Annotated in this window: 11 protein-coding genes; 10 read left to right on the top strand and 1 reads right to left on the bottom strand. The window is 61.4% G+C overall.

The genetic code is table 11. The features are described from left to right. Window positions 1-26: 26 nt before the first annotated feature. From BW978_RS10655 to ggt, 3 genes are all read left to right on the top strand, one after another. Window positions 27-1205, top strand: a complete 1179-nt coding sequence (locus BW978_RS10655) for an efflux RND transporter periplasmic adaptor subunit (protein WP_076394794.1) — start codon at window positions 27-29, stop codon at window positions 1203-1205. Between the two features lie 144 nt (window positions 1206-1349). Beyond that, window positions 1350-4538 (top strand): efflux RND transporter permease subunit, encoded by a 3189-nt coding sequence (locus tag BW978_RS10650; RefSeq protein ID WP_076394792.1) that lies wholly within the window; start codon window positions 1350-1352, stop codon window positions 4536-4538. A gap of 477 nt (window positions 4539-5015) precedes the next feature. Further along, window positions 5016-6611 carry a gamma-glutamyltransferase gene (ggt, locus tag BW978_RS10645; protein ID WP_076394790.1) on the top strand — a complete coding sequence of 532 codons (1596 nt, stop codon included), beginning with the start codon at window positions 5016-5018 and terminating at the stop codon, window positions 6609-6611. 117 nt (window positions 6612-6728) lie between these two features. On the opposite strand, the gene BW978_RS10640 is transcribed toward ggt, so the two are convergent. Further along, complete coding sequence (locus BW978_RS10640) at window positions 6729-7007, bottom strand: isochorismatase family protein (protein ID WP_076394788.1); 279 nt, start codon at window positions 7005-7007, stop codon at window positions 6729-6731. Between the two features lie 171 nt (window positions 7008-7178). Here BW978_RS10640 and BW978_RS10635 point away from each other — a divergent pair, with 171 nt between their 5' ends. The 7 genes from BW978_RS10635 (at window position 7179) to BW978_RS10605 (ending at window position 15867) form a co-directional block, all read left to right on the top strand. Further along, window positions 7179-7910, top strand: a complete 732-nt coding sequence (locus tag BW978_RS10635; RefSeq protein ID WP_076394786.1) for a FadR/GntR family transcriptional regulator — start codon at window positions 7179-7181, stop codon at window positions 7908-7910. 97 nt (window positions 7911-8007) lie between these two features. After that, window positions 8008-9516 carry an ABC transporter substrate-binding protein gene (locus tag BW978_RS10630; protein WP_076394784.1) on the top strand — a complete coding sequence of 503 codons (1509 nt, stop codon included), beginning with the start codon at window positions 8008-8010 and terminating at the stop codon, window positions 9514-9516. A gap of 70 nt (window positions 9517-9586) precedes the next feature. Beyond that, window positions 9587-10534, top strand: a complete 948-nt coding sequence (locus tag BW978_RS10625; RefSeq protein WP_076394986.1) for an ABC transporter permease — start codon at window positions 9587-9589, stop codon at window positions 10532-10534. After that, window positions 10531-11406 carry an ABC transporter permease gene (locus BW978_RS10620; protein WP_076394782.1) on the top strand — a complete coding sequence of 292 codons (876 nt, stop codon included), beginning with the start codon at window positions 10531-10533 and terminating at the stop codon, window positions 11404-11406. The genes BW978_RS10625 and BW978_RS10620 overlap by 4 nt, the downstream gene beginning before the upstream one ends. 24 nt (window positions 11407-11430) lie before the next feature. After that, the gene (locus tag BW978_RS10615) at window positions 11431-13215 is read left to right on the top strand and encodes a gamma-glutamyltransferase family protein (RefSeq protein WP_076394780.1); all 1785 of its coding nucleotides are present in this window, start codon (window positions 11431-11433) and stop codon (window positions 13213-13215) included. A gap of 3 nt (window positions 13216-13218) precedes the next feature. Further along, on the top strand, window positions 13219-13977 hold the full coding sequence (locus BW978_RS10610) for a DUF1028 domain-containing protein (RefSeq protein ID WP_076394777.1): 759 nt from the start codon (window positions 13219-13221) through the stop codon (window positions 13975-13977). A 48-nt stretch (window positions 13978-14025) separates the two neighbouring features. After that, window positions 14026-15867, top strand: coding sequence for an ABC transporter ATP-binding protein (locus BW978_RS10605; RefSeq protein ID WP_244551925.1), 1842 nt, complete (start codon window positions 14026-14028; stop codon window positions 15865-15867). The last annotated feature ends 1 nt before the right edge of the window (window position 15868 follow it).

The raw sequence follows: 15868 nt of genomic DNA, 5'->3' as shown, positions 1-15868 counted from the left end.
TTCAAGGCGAACCGAAGGAGACGATCATGACCGCAAGGATCAGGAGCGCAGCCCTGTGGGGTTCTGCGATGGCAACGGCTTTGGCCATAACCGGCGCCGTATTGTATTTTGAACCCTCCTGGGACGCCCAGGCGGCCTCGACCGAGGTTGCAGCGGCACCGCCAGCCGTGCCGGTGACAGTGACCACAGTCCAACCCCATCCGGTGCATATTTGGCGCGAAGTCTCCGGACGCTTCGAGGCGGTAGACAGGGTCGAACTCCGGTCCCGCGTCGCCGGCGCCATCCAGGCGGTGCACTTCCGCGAAGGCGGGCTCGTCAATCAGGGCGATCTCCTGTTCACGATTGACCCCGAGCCCTACCGCGCCGTCGTTGACCGCGCTCGCGGTGCCGTCGCATCGGCCGAAGCGAGACTGACCCTCGCGACGACCGAACTCGATCGCGGCACGGCTCTGCTTGCCCGCAACACGATTTCCGAGAGCGAAGTCGCACAGCGAAAGAGTACAAAAGCCTCGACCGAGGCGGAACTCCAGTCTGCAAAGGCAGCCTTGAAACTCGCCGAGCTCGATCTTGCCTATACCGAAATCCGGGCTCCGATTGCAGGCCGCATCGGCACCCTCGACGTCACGGTCGGCAACCTCGTCGCTGCCGGCCCCTCGTCTCCGTCGCTCGTCACCCTCGTCTCGGTCGATCCGATCTATGCAAGCTTCACCATCGATGAAGACCATCTACGCGAAGTGCTCTCGACGCTGCCGGCCAATGATGCAGGCCTGCTCCTGGAGCAGATCCCGGTGGAAGTAGACGCAAGCGCCGATGCAGCACCCATCCCAGGGCGGCTGCAGCTGATCAACAACGAGATCGACGCATCGACAGGAACGATCCGCGTTCGCACCGTTTTCGACAACCCCGGCGGTCGCCTCATCCCCGGCCAGTTCGCCCGAATCCGGCTGGGCCAGGCAGAAGCACAGGAGCGCCTGACGATCAGCGAACGTGCCGTGGGCACCGACCAGGACAAGAAATTCGTCTTCGTCGTCGCAACCGACAACACGGTCAGCTATCGGCAGATCCAACTGGGGGCTGCGGTCGATGGTCAGCGCGTCGTCGAAACCGGCCTGGAAGCCGGAGACCGCATTGTCGTCAGCGGCCTGCAGCGCATTCGTCCAGGAGCGGTGGTCGCACCGCAGGAACAGACGGCGTTGAAGAACTGATCCGCCGGGTGCCGGCAGCGGCCCGCTCCATGCCTTCGGCATAAAGCGGCGCCAGCACCTCGGCTCCACACATGAAACCTAAGTCGCCTCCCGCAATCTTCGTTGCGGGATCGCTCCTCCCTTGTCTGCCTTATGGGGCCTCAGATGAATTTCTCCCGCTTTTTCGTCGACCGGCCGGTCTTTGCCGCCGTGCTTTCGATCCTCATTCTTGTCGCTGGCCTGATTGGCCTCAGGGCCCTTCCGATTTCGGAGTATCCAGAGGTCGTGCCGCCGTCTGTCGTCGTGCGTGCCGTCTATCCGGGCGCCAACCCGACCGTGATTTCGCAAACGGTGGCAACGCCACTGGAAGAGCAGATCAACGGCGTCGAAAACATGCTCTACATGTCGAGCCAGGCAACCTCCGACGGCGTGCTCACCCTCACTGTCACCTTCCGTCTCGGCACCGATCCGGACAAGGCTCAGCAACTGGTGCAGAACCGCGTCGCCCAGGCCGAGCCGCGACTGCCGGCAGAAGTCCGGGCGCTCGGTGTGACAACGGTCAAGAGCTCACCCGATCTGATGATGGTGGTGCATCTCGTCTCGACCGGTGATCGCTACGACCTGACCTATCTGCGCAATTACGCAACGCTGAACGTCAAGGACAGGCTGGCCCGCATCGAAGGCGTCGGCCAGGTCCAGGTCTTCGGTGCCGGCGACTATTCCATGCGCATCTGGCTCGATCCGCAAAAGGTGGCGGAGCACGGTCTGGCAGCAAGCGACATCACCAGCGCCATCGCCCAGCAGAACGTCCAGGCCGCCGCCGGCACGATCGGCGCCTCGCCGTCGCTTGAAGGCGTCGATCTGCAATTGAACGTCAATGCACGGGGCCGCCTTCAGACCCCGGAGGAATTCGGTGCGATCGTCGTGAAGTCCGGTCCGAACGGTGAGATCACCCGACTTGCCGATCTCGCACGCATCGAGCTGGGGGCCGCGGAATACTCGCTTCGTTCGCTTCTCGACGGTGAGCCCGCCGTCGCCATTCCGATCTTCCAGGCGCCTGGCTCCAACGCCATTGCCATATCCGATGCCGTGCAGCAGACGATGGCCGATCTGCAGCAGGCGATGCCTGACGGTGTGCGCTTCGAGATTGTCTACGACACGACGGAATTCGTGCGGGCCTCGATTGACAAGGTCGTCGATACGCTGCTCGAAGCGATTGCGCTCGTTGTGCTCGTGGTCATCCTGTTCCTGCAGACCTGGCGTGCCTCGATCATCCCCTTGATCGCTGTCCCGGTCTCGATCGTCGGCACCTTCGCGGTCATGTATGCCTTCGGCTTCTCGATCAACGCCCTGACACTGTTCGGCCTGGTGCTGGCGATCGGGATCGTGGTCGATGACGCGATCGTCGTCGTGGAGAATGTCGAGCGCAACATCGAAAACGGGCTCTCCCCCCGCGAGGCCACGTACCGCGCCATGAGAGAAGTCTCAGGACCAATCATCGCGATTGCGCTGGTACTCGTCGCGGTCTTTGTGCCGCTCGCCTTCATCACCGGGCTTTCGGGCCAGTTCTATCGTCAGTTCGCCCTGACGATTGCGATATCGACGGTCATCTCGGCGATCAATTCGCTGACCCTGTCGCCGGCGCTGGCGGCTCTGCTGCTCAAGGACCATCGCGCGCCTAAGGACCGGCTCACCCGCATCATGGATAGTCTCCTCGGCTGGTTCTTCCGGGGCTTCAACCGCGCCTTTGGAGCCGCGTCCAACGGCTATGGCCGCACGGTCGGCGGCCTGCTTGGCCGCAAGAGCCTGGTGATGGTGATCTATCTCGCGCTGGTCGCCGCAACATACGGCATGTTCACCACGGTACCCGGCGGTTTCGTGCCAGCACAGGACAAGCAGTATCTCATCGGTTTTGCCCAATTGCCGGATGGCGCAACGCTCGACCGCACGGAAGAGGTCATCCGCCGAATGAGCGATATCGCGTTGCAGGAGCCGGGTGTGAAAAATGCGCTCGCATTCCCGGGCCTGTCGATCAACGGCTTCACCATCGGCTCCAATGCCGGGATCGTCTTTGCTGTTCTCGACGACTTCGAGGAGCGTAAAGATCCGTCCCTGTCAGGTGGCGCGATCGCCATGGCCCTCAATCAAAAGTTCGCAGCCATCGATGGCGCCTTCATCGCCATGTTCCCGCCGCCACCCGTCAACGGCCTCGGCTCGACCGGCGGCTTCAAACTGCAGATCGAGGACCGGGCCGGCTTTGGCTATGAGACGCTCGACGAAACGACAAAGGCAGTCCTCGCCAAAGCCTATCAGACACCAGAGCTTGCGGGCATCTTCTCAAGCTTCCAGGTCAACGTTCCGCAGCTGTTTGCCGATCTCGACCGGGTCAAGGCACAGCAGCTCGGCGTCTCCGTGACTGACGTCTTCCAGACGCTGCAGATCTATCTGGGCTCGCTCTATGTCAACGACTTCAACGCCTTTGGCCGTACCTACAGCGTGCGCGTCCAGGCCGATGCTCAGTATCGCGCCAAGCCGGAAGACATCGGCCAGTTGAAGGTGCGCTCGGCAAGCGGCGAGATGATCCCGCTCTCCGCCCTCCTGAAGGTCGAAACGTCAACGGGCCCCGAACGCACCACACGTTACAACGGCTTCCTGGCCGCCGATATCAATGGTGGCCCCGCCCCTGGCTTTTCTTCAGGCCAGGCACAGGTGGCGATGGAAAAAATCCTGGAGGAAACCATGCCCGCCGGTATCGATTTCGAATGGACGGATCTGACCTACCAGCAGATCCTGGCAGGCAATTCGAGCATCATCGTATTCCCGCTTGCACTCCTGCTCGTCTATTTGGTGTTGGCGGCGCAATACGAGAGCCTGACCCTGCCGCTATCGATCATCATGATCGTGCCGATGGGCGTGCTCGCGGCTCTGGTGGGTGTCTGGTACACGGGCGGGGATAACAACATCTTCACGCAGATCGGCCTGGTGGTGCTGGTCGGTCTGTCTGCCAAGAATGCGATCCTGATCGTCGAATTTGCGCGAGAGCTCGAGTTCGAGGGCCGGACGCCGCTCCAGGCAGCAGTAGAAGCCAGCCGCCTGCGACTCCGACCGATCCTGATGACCTCGATGGCCTTCATCATGGGCGTAATCCCGCTCGTCGTGTCGACAGGCGCGGGTGCGGAGATGCGCTCCGCCATGGGTGTCGCCGTCTTCTCAGGCATGATCGGCGTTACGCTGTTCGGGATCTTCATGACGCCGGTCTTCTATCTGCTGGCACGCTCGCTTTCCGGTAATAGGCCGCTGCGTCAGCACACCATCGGGGAAATCGAGGAGATCCCCGTCTCGCCATCTGGCTGAGTGCCTTGCATCTTTGTCGGGCTACCGGTTTGTCTGGTGTGTAAGCTGGGCCAATCGTTGAAACACTGCCGATTGGCTTGAGGCGTCTCAGCTTTGGCGCCCTGAAGTCGATTAGGGTCCACAAAGAGGAGCCGAACCCTTGCCATGTAGGCTAAGCCGCGAGGGGCAGGTTGGTTGGATGACAACCCCGAGGCATCCGTTTGGGGGGTATGCATTGGATGCAAAGGATATCGATCCGGACCGAGCGATTGAGGAAATCGCTCATTTCCGGAGCGGATTGATAGGCCTGAGGTTCGCCATCTAGGTTTAGGCTGGGGCTATCGCTTTCTGCGGGTGGCCGCATCGCGGCCCGTGCAATCTATCTTTTCATCGACTTTCTGATCGTCCGGGCACTAGCCTTCCTGCAGATCCTCATGACACCATACGGATCCCGCGGTTGAAGCCGTGGCACAAGAACATGCGAGGAGACTGCCAAGGATGCGCAATTTCGAGAAGCCGACGCGGTCGGTGGCTGTGTCTGCCAAGGCCATGGCTGCGACTTCCCACCCCTATGCCACGCTCACGGCCATCAACATCCTGCAGGCCGGTGGCAATGCCATGGATGCAGCGATTGCCGCCTGCGCCGTGCAATGCGTGGTGGAACCGGGATCCACCGGCATTGGCGGCGATTGTTTTGCGTTGTACGCTCCAAAGGGCGGCGCAGAGGTCGTCGCCTACAATGGTTCAGGCCGCACGCCCAAGGCGCTGACGATCGAATGGTTCGAAGAGCGCGGCTTGACCGAAGTCCCGCGCCAGTCCCCATCCGCCGTCACCATCCCCGGCGCCATTGACGCCTGGACCCGACTGCATGCCGACCACGGGCGCTTATCCTTCGCCGAGGTTCTTGCACCCGCCATTCGCTATGCCGAAGAGGGCTACGCCATCTCGCCGCGCGTCCATCGCGACTGGAAGAGAGAAGAGGAGCTTCTCGCCGCAGATAAGGCAGCAGCTGAGATCTTCTTACCCGGCGGCCGCGCACCGCGTATCGGAGAAACGCACCGCCAGCCGAAGCTTGCCGCAACGCTCCGCAAGATTGCCGCCGAAGGCCGCGACGGCTTCTACAAGGGCTCCGTCGCCGAAGACATGGTGGCCCATCTCAACGCCCATGGCGGCCTCCACACACTAGAGGATTTTGCGGCAGCCCAGGGCGAGTACGTGACCCCGGTTACCACCGATTTCCGCGGCTACACCGTCCACGAATGCCCGCCGAACGGCCAGGGCATCATTGCGCTGCTGATCCTCAACATCCTCTCCTGCTTCGACAACACGCTGGAACCGCACTCCGCCGATCGACTGCATCTGGAAATCGAGGCCACTCGCCTCGCCTATGCCGCGCGCGACGCCTGGATCGCCGATCCGGCAAAGGCCAGCGTGCCGATCGATGAACTCCTTTCGGCCGACTTCGCGCGCGGACTGGCCGAGAAGATCGACCTGACCCGGGCGCTGACCGAACTGCCGGATTTCGAGATGCCGCTGCATCGCGACACGGTCTACATTTCGATCGTTGATGAAGAGCGCAATGCGGTTAGCTTCATCAACTCGATCTTCGACAGCTTCGGCACCGGCCTCGTTGCGCCGGGCTCGGGCGTCATCCTCCACAACCGTGGTCAAAGCTTCTCGCTCAAGCGCGGTCATCCCAACATGATCGCGCCGGAAAAGCGTCCGCTGCACACGATCATTCCCGGCATGGTGACACGCGACGGCCGCACGGAAATGTCCTTCGGCGTTATGGGCGGCTACTATCAGGCCATGGGCCATGCCCATCTGATTTCGAAGGTGGTCGACTACGACATGGACATGCAGGATGCGATCGACCTGCCTCGTCTTATCCCCGTCGGCGGCAAGGTCCCGCGCGTTGAAGCCGAGCACACTGTCTCAGCGGAGACCGTGGCCGAACTCACCCGCCGTGGTTTTGAGATCGTGCCGGCTGAAGATCCGATCGGCGGCGCGCAGGTCGTGCGGATCGACTGGGAGAACGGCACCCTGACGGGCGCATCTGAATCGCGCAAGGATGGGATTGCTCTGGGCTATTGAGAGCCCCAGGCCATCTGATACCAAGTGTCATCATCCGCAACGGATCGCAGAATACCATAAGGCCGGGGATACCCCCGGCCTTCTTCATGCCTCAGCCGCTGAGAAACTCATGCGCGCTCACGACAGTCGCATAGGCAAATGCAAGAGCCACGATGAAAGACGCATGGACGTCGGTGGCGGAGACGTCCTGCCGCCAAACTCCAGATCACGAGTTGTGACGGCATCATGGACGACGATCACGCCATAGCCGAGGTCGGATGCGGCACGCGCCAGCGCATCGAGGCACATATGGCTCATCGCGCTAACGACCATGAGGTTCGTCACACCCTCAGCATCGAGGATCAACTTGAGTTCGGCTCCCAGGAAGCCTTCGATGTTCGCCTTGCAGGATGCCATTCCGTGAGCTTCGGCCGGCTTTCCTCGAGATCCCCTCCGAGTCTAAGCCCCCGTCTTTTTCGCATCATCCTGCCGCATTATTGAGCACTTTCATATCTGCACAAAAAGCAGCTTGACGAGCGGCGGATTTCGACGTTCACTGAACCAATCGCTAATTGGTTCGAACCTTTCATGTCAGAGATATCACCCCAGGAAAACTCCAATTATGCCCTGGAAAGGCTACGGGAGCTTCTTCGTCACGGCGACGTCGGTTCGGATGGAAAACTGCCAACCGAACGGACACTCTGCGAAAAGCTCGGCTTGAGCCGCAGGGCGATCCGTCGCGCGCTCGAAGTCCTGGAGGCCGAGGGCGCGATCTGGCGCAAGCAGGGTTCGGGCACGTTTGCCGGTCAGAAACCTGACGAATGGAGCGACCGACTAGAGACCATCGTCGCCGGAACCAATTTCATGGAGATCATGGAAGTGCGACTGCGCATCGAGCCGCAACTCGCACAACTGGCTGCCCTTCGCGCCAAGGGCAGCGACATCGACCGCATGCGCGAGCTCGCCCAGAAGATCCTCGGCAGCGAGGATGCCGATGCCAAGGAACTCTGGGACGGCGCACTACACCGCCAGATCGCGCAGGCCGCCGGCAACCAGCTTTTCCTGTCCATCTTCGACGTGATCAACCGGGTGCGTCAGGACGACGCCTGGCAGTCGATCCGCGAGCGCGCCCGCAGCAACACAAACACCATGAGCCTGTCGAACGCGCAGCATGCCGCGATCATAGACGCGATTGCCTCACGCGATCCGGCGAAGGCCGGCGAAGCCATGCGTCAGCACCTTCTGATGCTGCAGGAGCGGCTGATCCGCCAAACATCCATGGACCATCTGGAGGGCGACCCGCTGGGCGAGGTTTCCTGACAGACGCATTCCGGCGAGCGCCGGCCAGACCTGAACGCCGGAGCCATAACCGGCGACACCCATGAAAACAGAGAACCAGACCAGAGGATTTTCGACCATGAAGATAATGTCGCGTTTATCCACCATTCTCCTGGCGAGCGCCATGCTTGCCGGCCCCGCACTGTCTGCCGAACTGCGCATCGGCCTGCAGGACGACGCCGACGTGCTCGACCCTGCCCAGTCGCGGACCTTTGTCGGCCGCATCGTCTACACGGCAATGTGCGACAAGCTTGTCGACGTTTCACCAGACCTGAAGATCGTGCCGCAACTTGCGACCGAATGGGCCTGGTCCGCCGATGGCAAGGAACTGACCATGAAGCTGCGCGAAGGCGTCAAGTTTCATGACGACACACCACTCGATGCTGCCGCCGTCGTTGCCACCATTGAGCGCAACATGACGATGCCGGAATCGCGTCGCAAGAGCGAGCTGAGCTCGGTCTCAAAGGTGGAAGCCACCAGCGACTACGAAGTCAAATTCACGCTTAAGGCGCCCGATGTCACGCTCCTCGCGCAGCTCTCGGACCGCGCCGGAATGATCGTCTCACCGAAGGCTGCCACCGAACTGGGTGCCAATTTTGGTTCCGCCCCGGTCTGCGCCGGACCGTTCAAATTCGTCGAACGCATCCAGCAGGATCGCATCGTGCTCGAAAAGTTCGCCGACTACTGGGACAAGGATAAGGTCTTCATCGACAAGGTGACCTACCTGCCGATCCCCGACACCACGGTGCGGCTGGCCAACCTGCGCTCCGGCGAACTCGATATGATCGAGCGACTGGCCGCAACCGATGCGGCATCCGTCAAGGCTGACGACAGCCTCACCTATGCCGACGTCGTCAATATTGGCTACATGGCGCTCTATGTGAACATCGCCAATGGCGCGCTTGCCGACAACCCGTTCGGCAAGGACAAGCGCCTGCGCCAGGCCTTCTCGCTCGCTATCGACCGCGAAGCGCTGAACCAGGTCGTTTATGAAGGCACAGCCGTCGGCGGTAATCAGCCGTTCCCGCCGAACAGCCCGTGGTTCAACAAGGAACTGCCAGTTCCGGCCCGCGACCTCGAAAAGGCAAAGGCCCTGATCAAGGAAGCTGGTTTCGAGCGGGTGCCGATCGAAATGCAGATCCCCAACAATCCGGTTGCTGCCCAGATGATGCAGATCGTCCAGGCCATGGTGGCCGAGGCCGGCTTCGATGTCAGCCTGAAGACCACCGAGTTTGCCACGCTGCTCAGCGAACAGACGGCCGGCAACTATCAGCTCAGCCGCTCCGATTGGTCCGGCCGCGTCGACCCTGACGGCAACCTGCACCAGTTCGTCACCTGCGAGGGCGGGATCAACGACACCAAATACTGCAACCCTGAAGTCGATACGCTCCTCAACGAAGCCCGCGCTTCAACCGACGATGCCGTCCGCAAGCAGAAATACGATGCCGCCGGCAAGATCCTCAACGACGACCTGCCGGTGATCTATCTCGGCCACCAGTCGTGGATTTGGGCCACGAAGAAAGAAGTCACCGGCTTCGTTCCGTCGCCCGATGGCATGATCCGCCTGCTCGGCGTCAAGAAGGGCTGATCCGCCTCGATCTCTCCTGCGGAGCGCATGGCGCTCCGCAGGCACCCGCTGAAATCAGGACCGGATGTTCATGCATATCTACATCGGAAAACGGCTGTTGGTCGCCATACCGACGCTTCTGATCGTGTCGATCTTTGTCTTCTCGCTGCAGAAGCTGCTGCCGGGCGATCCGATCCTCGCCATGGCCGGCGAAGAGCGTGACCCGCAGGTGATTGAATTCCTGCGAGATAAATATCGTCTGAACGACCCTGTGATCTACCAATACGGCTACTGGATCGCCAACGTGCTGCAGGGTGATTTTGGCATATCGCTGCGCACCAACCAGCCCGTACTGGAACTGATCGGCGAGAAACTACCCGTCACGATCCAGCTGGCGATCATGTCGATGATCTTCGCCTTTGTCATCGGCGTTCCCATGGGCATTCTGGCTGCCGTCAAGAAGAACACCGTCATCGACTATATCGCCAATATCGTCGCACTGTCCGGTCTCTCCATCCCGAATTTCTGGCTCGGCATCATGCTGATCCTGCTGGTCTCGGTTAAACTCGGCTGGCTGCCGGCTTCGGGCTATGAATCGATCTTTGTCGATCCGGTGCGCTCGATCGAAACCATGATCATGCCGGCCTTCGTGCTCGGCACAGCACTCGCCGCGACCTTGATGCGCCACACCCGATCGGCCATGTTGAGCGTGATGAAGTCCGACTACATCCGCACGGCGCGCGCCAAGGGCTTGTCCGAACGGGTCGTCATTCTCAGCCACACATTCCGCAACGCGCTGCTGCCGATCGTGACGCTCAGCGCCCTTCTGTTCGGCGAGCTTCTCGCCGGCGCGGTACTGACCGAGCAGATCTTCACCATTCCGGGTTTTGGCAAGCTGATCGTCGATGCCGTGTTCAACCGCGATTATGCGGTGGTTCAGGGTGTCGTGCTGTGCACCGCCGTCGGCTTCATCCTGATGAACCTCGTGGCAGACGTGCTCTATGTCATCCTCAATCCGCGCATGAGGGCCAGCCTATGACGACGCTTAATCCGACTGTGGCAGCGAGCGTTCCGGCCAAAAGCGGCAACCGGGCATGGCGCAAGCTGAAAGCCAATCGCAGCGCGCTTGTGGGGCTCTGCATCATTCTGTTCTTCGCGATCCTGGCCTTGTCGGCACCGCTTCTGCCAATCCCCGATCCGCTGGCCACCAGCTGGACCGCCATCCGCAAGGCGCCATCTGCTGAGCACTGGATGGGAACGGACGACATCGGCCGCGATATCCTGTCCCGGATGATCTGGGGCGCACAGGCTTCGCTAATGGCCGGCATATTTTCGGTTGCCATCTCGATCGTCATCGGCGTGCCTTTCGGCCTGATTGCCGGCTATTTCGGCGGCTGGGTCGATCAGGTCATCTCGCGCATCACCGAGGCATTCCTCGCCCTGCCCTTCCTGATCATGGCGATCGCGCTGGCAGCCTTCCTCGGCCCCAGCCTCACCAATGCGATGATCGCCATCGGGCTCTCGGCCATGCCGGTCTTCGTGCGGCTGACCCGCGGCCAGGTTCTGGCCGTCAAGACGGAAGATTATGTCGAAGGCGCCCGCTCGATCGGCCTTGGCCATCTCGACATCATGCTGCGTTACATTCTGCCCAACATCACAGCACCCATCATCGTTCAGGCCACGCTGACAGTGGCAACCGCCATCATTGCCGAAGCGAGCCTATCCTTCCTTGGGCTTGGCCAGCAGCCTCCCGCGCCAAGCTGGGGTTCGATGCTCAATGTCGCGAAGAATTTCCTCGATCAGGCACCCTGGATGGCCATGTGGCCGGGGGCGGCGATCTTCCTGGTCGTGATCGGCTTCAATCTGCTCGGCGATGGTCTGCGCGATGCGCTCGACCCCCGGGAATCCTGACGAATACCTGCGAAGGAACATTGCATGACTGAGTTTACCACCCGCCCGGAGATCCTCGGCACATTCGGTGTCGTCACCTCCACCCACTGGATCGCCTCTGCCGTCGGCATGAGCATTCTGGAAAAAGGCGGCAATGCTTTCGATGCGGCGGTCGCGACCGGCTTTGTGCTGCAGATCCTGGAGCCGCATCTTGTGGGCCCGGGCGGCGACATGCCGGCGCTGATCTATTCGGCGAAGACCGGCAAGGTCGAGGTAATCTGCGCGCAGGGGCCTGCCCCGGCCGGCGCGACCATCGAGCACTATACGTGCGAGGGGCTGTCGATTATCCCTGGCGATGGCTTGCTCGCCACCGTCATTCCCGGCGCCTTCGACGGCTGGATGCTGATGCTGCGGAACTATGGCACGATGACCGTGCGCGAGGTGCTGGAACCGGCCATCCACTATGCCAGAGATGGCCACCCGATGCTGCCGCGCGTCTCGGCCACGATTAAGGGCCTGGCCGAGTTCTTCGAGAAGGAATGGCCGACGTCCTACGAGACCTGGCTGCCGGGCGGCGTGGCGCCCGAACCGCATGCGCTGTTTTGCAATCCGGTTCTTGCCGCCACATACACCCGCATCATCAATGAGGCAGAATGCGCGACCGGTCGCGAAAACCAAATCGATGCGGCCCGCGACGCCTTCTACCGGGGCTTCGTCGCCGAGGCGATCGAGGACTATCTGAAGACCGCCGACGTGATGGATGCCAGCGGCAGCCGCCACAAGGGCGTGTTGACCGCTGACGACATGGCCGGCTGGTCGGCCACGGTAGAAGCACCGCAAACGTTCGACTATCACGGCTGGACCATCGCCAAGACAAGACCATGGGGCCAGGGGCCGGTGCTGCTGCAATCACTGGCGCTTCTGAAGGGTTTTGATGTCGCGGCCATGGACCCGCTGGGTCCGGATTTCGTCCACACCGTTGTTGAGACCATGAAGCTCGCCTATGCCGACCGCGAGGTCTATTACGGGGACCCGGCCTTTGCCAGCGTGCCGATGGAGCAACTGTTGTCGGATGCCTACAATGACGCGCGCCGCAAGCTGATCGGCACCACCGGGTCCATGGATCTGCGTCCAGGCCGATTGCCGGGTTTCGAAACCCAGCATGACCTGACCATGGAGATGCTTGCATCCATGTCCGGCACGGGCGCTGTCTACGAGCCGACCATGTCGCATCTGACGGAAAAGCGAGGCGACACCGTCCACATCGATGTCATCGACCGCGAGGGCAACATGGTATCGGTCACGCCATCAGGCGGCTGGCTGCAATCCTCGCCGATCATTCCCGGCCTCGGCTTCTGCCTCAATTCCCGCGCCCAGATGTTCTGGCTGAAGCCGGGTCTTCCGACTTCGCTGGCCCCTGGCAAGCGCCCGCGCACCACGCTGACACCATCGATCGCGCTCTATGAAGGCCGCCCGACCCTGGCTTTTGGAACGCCTGGCGGCGACCAGCAGGACCAGTGGCAGCTGTCCTTCTTCCTCCGCTATGTGCATCACAAGCAGAACCTGCAGGCGGCGATCGACATGCCGCTCTTCCACACCGCGCATTTCCCCGGCTCCTTCTATCCGCGCACCAGCCAGCCGGGCAATGTGATGATCGAAAGCTCGATCGGCGCAGAGACCATCAAGGCGCTGAAGGCCATGGGACACGACATCACGCCGGCTGATCCCTGGACCGTCGGCCGACTGACCGCCGCACGCCGCGATGCTGACGGTTTGCTACGAGCAGCCGCGACGCCAAGGCTCATGCAAGCTTATGCGATCGGGAGATAATTCATGACCTGGTCAATCGTTGCACGGGATCCTGAAACCGGACATCTCGGCATCGCCGTCGCCAGCCGCTTTTTCGCGGTCGGCGCCATCGTACCCTCCATGCGCGGGGGAATCGGCGCCATTGCCACTCAAGCATTCATCAGCCCGCTCTACGGCACCGACGGCTTGATGCTATTAGCCGATGGCCAGTCACCCGAGTCGATCATCGCAACTCTGACCGATCGCGACGATGGGTGCCAACAACGACAAATGCATCTGATTGACGGGCAAGGCCGGAACGCTGCCTTCACAGGTCAAAAATGCATCGACTGGGCCGGGCACATCATTGATGACGATGTATCGGTCGCCGGGAACATGCTGGTGGGCCCCAATGTCATTGCCGAGACCTTGCGGGTCTACAAGGAGACCGAAGGTACGCCCCTCCCCGAACGGCTTTTGGCGGCGATGGATGCCGGCGAGGCGGCCGGTGGCGACAAACGGGGACGGCAGTCGGCAGCCCTCAAAATCTGCCGCGACCAGGACTATCCGTGGCTCGACATCCGCGCCGACGACCATCCCGATCCGCTGGGTGAGTTGCGACGGCTTTATGCCGTGGCTCAGGAGCGTTTCCTGCATGTCGTGGAAACCATGCCGACACGCGCCAATCCGCATGGCCTGACTGATCGCCGCCTGATCGACGAGAAGATTGCCGCCCTTGAAGCGGCCCGCATCGCTGATGGCCGCCCCTCGCCTTCCTTTGCCACGCCCCTGAAGCCTGCCTGAACGCGACTGCATCAGAACAGCACCTTTCAAGGATCGGATCCGGAAACCATGAACGCCATGACGACAGCCGCCGCCAAACTTGAGACACCCGCCGTTCTCTCGGTCGAGAATCTGACGACGTCCTTTCTCGTCGACGGTCAGTGGCGGACAGTCGTGCGCAATATTTCCTTCGACGTGAAACCCGGAGAAACCGTCGCTATTGTCGGCGAATCCGGCTCCGGCAAGAGCGTCACCTCGCTGTCGATCATGCGCCTTCTGGCCCGTGCACAAAGTCGCGTCGAGGGACGCATCTGGCTGAACAGGCATGACATTCTGTCGCTGGCTGAAAAGGATATGCAAGCTGTCCGTGGCAATGCGGCGGCAATGATTTTCCAGGAGCCGATGACCAGCCTCAATCCGATCTTCACGATCGGACGGCAAATCTCGGAAGTGTTGACGCGGCACAAGGGCATGACGAGAAGCGAAGCCCGTGCCGAGACGATCCGTATGCTGGACAAGGTGCGCATTCCCAATGCGGCCAACCGCTTCGACGATTATCCGCATCAGTTTTCCGGCGGCATGCGACAACGCGTGATGATTGCCATGGCGCTGGCTTCCCGCCCGAATCTGTTGATCGCCGACGAACCGACAACGGCGCTTGACGTGACAATCCAGGGCCAGATTCTTGACCTGATTAAAGAGCTGCAAGAGGAAGAGGGCATGTCCGTTCTCTTCATCACCCACGACATGGGCGTGGTGGCTGAGATCGCCGACCGCACCATCGTCATGCTGCGTGGCGACGTGGTCGAGCAAGGACCAACGGCCGAGGTTTTCCACCGCGGCGAGCACCCCTATACGCGTGCATTGCTTGCCGCTGTGCCAAAGCTCGGCTCGATGCAGGATCATGCCTGGCCGCTGCGATTTCCAATCATCGATATCGGTTCGGGTCTGGCAAACGAGCCGACCGAAGTGGCGAACACTGTGGATGTCGGCAAGACGCCAGTGCTCGCGGTCAAGAACCTGGTGACACGCTTCCCGATCCGCAGCGGTCTCTTCGGTCGGCAAACCGGTGCGGTTCATGCGGTTGAGGGGGTTTCGTTCGACCTCTTCCAGGGAGAGACCCTGTCCATCGTCGGCGAAAGCGGTTGCGGCAAGTCGACCACCGGACGTTCCATCACGCGTCTCGTCGAGCCCGAGAGTGGGGAAGTTCATCTCGACGGCTACAATGTCCTCTCACTCGACCAGCCAAGCCTGCGCGCGATGCGCCGCAGCGTGCAGATGATCTTTCAGGACCCGTTTTCGAGTCTGAACCCGCGCATGACGGTGGGTGCCGCGATTGCCGAACCCTACCTCAAGCACCGCCTCGGCACGCGGCAGGAAGCTCAGGCCAAAGTCGCCGATCTTTTGCGCAAAGTTGGCCTTACCCCGGAGATGATGGATCGTTATCCGCATGAGTTTTCGGGCGGCCAGCGCCAACGCATCGCGATCGCCCGCGCTCTATCGCTTAATCCGAAAGTCATCGTGGCCGACGAAAGCGTGTCGGCGCTTGATGTCTCGATCAAGGCACAGGTGTGCAACTTGCTGATGGACCTGCAGGAAGAATTCAATCTCGCCTTCCTGTTCATTAGCCATGACATGGCTGTAGTCGAGCGGATCAGCCACCGGGTTGCTGTCATGTATCTAGGCGAAATCGTCGAGATCGGCCCCCGCGCCGCGATCTTCGACAACCCGCAGCATGACTACACAAAAAAGCTGTTGGCAGCCGTGCCGGTTCCCGATCCCGAGCGCCGTGGCCTGAGACGCAGCGCGGCCATCGACGAATTGAAAAGCCCGGTGCGGCCTACCGGCTATACGCCGCCCCGCCGCGAGTACCGCGAAGTCAGCAAGGGGCATTTCGTGCAGCTGTCTTGAG

This window comes from Rhizobium sp. RU33A (assembly GCF_900156055.1).
Taxonomy (GTDB): domain Bacteria; phylum Pseudomonadota; class Alphaproteobacteria; order Rhizobiales; family Rhizobiaceae; genus Allorhizobium.
The sequence above is the reverse complement of the archived record's forward strand: the minus strand, read 5'-3'. Positions and strand labels throughout refer to the sequence as shown.

Coding starts and splice junctions, on each gene's coding strand:
- BW978_RS10640 (WP_076394788.1), bottom strand. CDS start 7,007: ATGGCATCCTGCAAGGCGAACATCGAAGGCTTCCTGGGAGCCGAACTC.
- BW978_RS10620 (WP_076394782.1), top strand. CDS start 10,531: ATGACGACGCTTAATCCGACTGTGGCAGCGAGCGTTCCGGCCAAAAGC.
- BW978_RS10635 (WP_076394786.1), top strand. CDS start 7,179: ATGTCAGAGATATCACCCCAGGAAAACTCCAATTATGCCCTGGAAAGG.
- BW978_RS10650 (WP_076394792.1), top strand. CDS start 1,350: ATGAATTTCTCCCGCTTTTTCGTCGACCGGCCGGTCTTTGCCGCCGTG.
- BW978_RS10605 (WP_244551925.1), top strand. CDS start 14,026: ATGAACGCCATGACGACAGCCGCCGCCAAACTTGAGACACCCGCCGTT.
- BW978_RS10615 (WP_076394780.1), top strand. CDS start 11,431: ATGACTGAGTTTACCACCCGCCCGGAGATCCTCGGCACATTCGGTGTC.
- ggt (WP_076394790.1), top strand. CDS start 5,016: ATGCGCAATTTCGAGAAGCCGACGCGGTCGGTGGCTGTGTCTGCCAAG.
- BW978_RS10655 (WP_076394794.1), top strand. CDS start 27: ATGACCGCAAGGATCAGGAGCGCAGCCCTGTGGGGTTCTGCGATGGCA.
- BW978_RS10630 (WP_076394784.1), top strand. CDS start 8,008: ATGAAGATAATGTCGCGTTTATCCACCATTCTCCTGGCGAGCGCCATG.
- BW978_RS10610 (WP_076394777.1), top strand. CDS start 13,219: ATGACCTGGTCAATCGTTGCACGGGATCCTGAAACCGGACATCTCGGC.
- BW978_RS10625 (WP_076394986.1), top strand. CDS start 9,587: ATGCATATCTACATCGGAAAACGGCTGTTGGTCGCCATACCGACGCTT.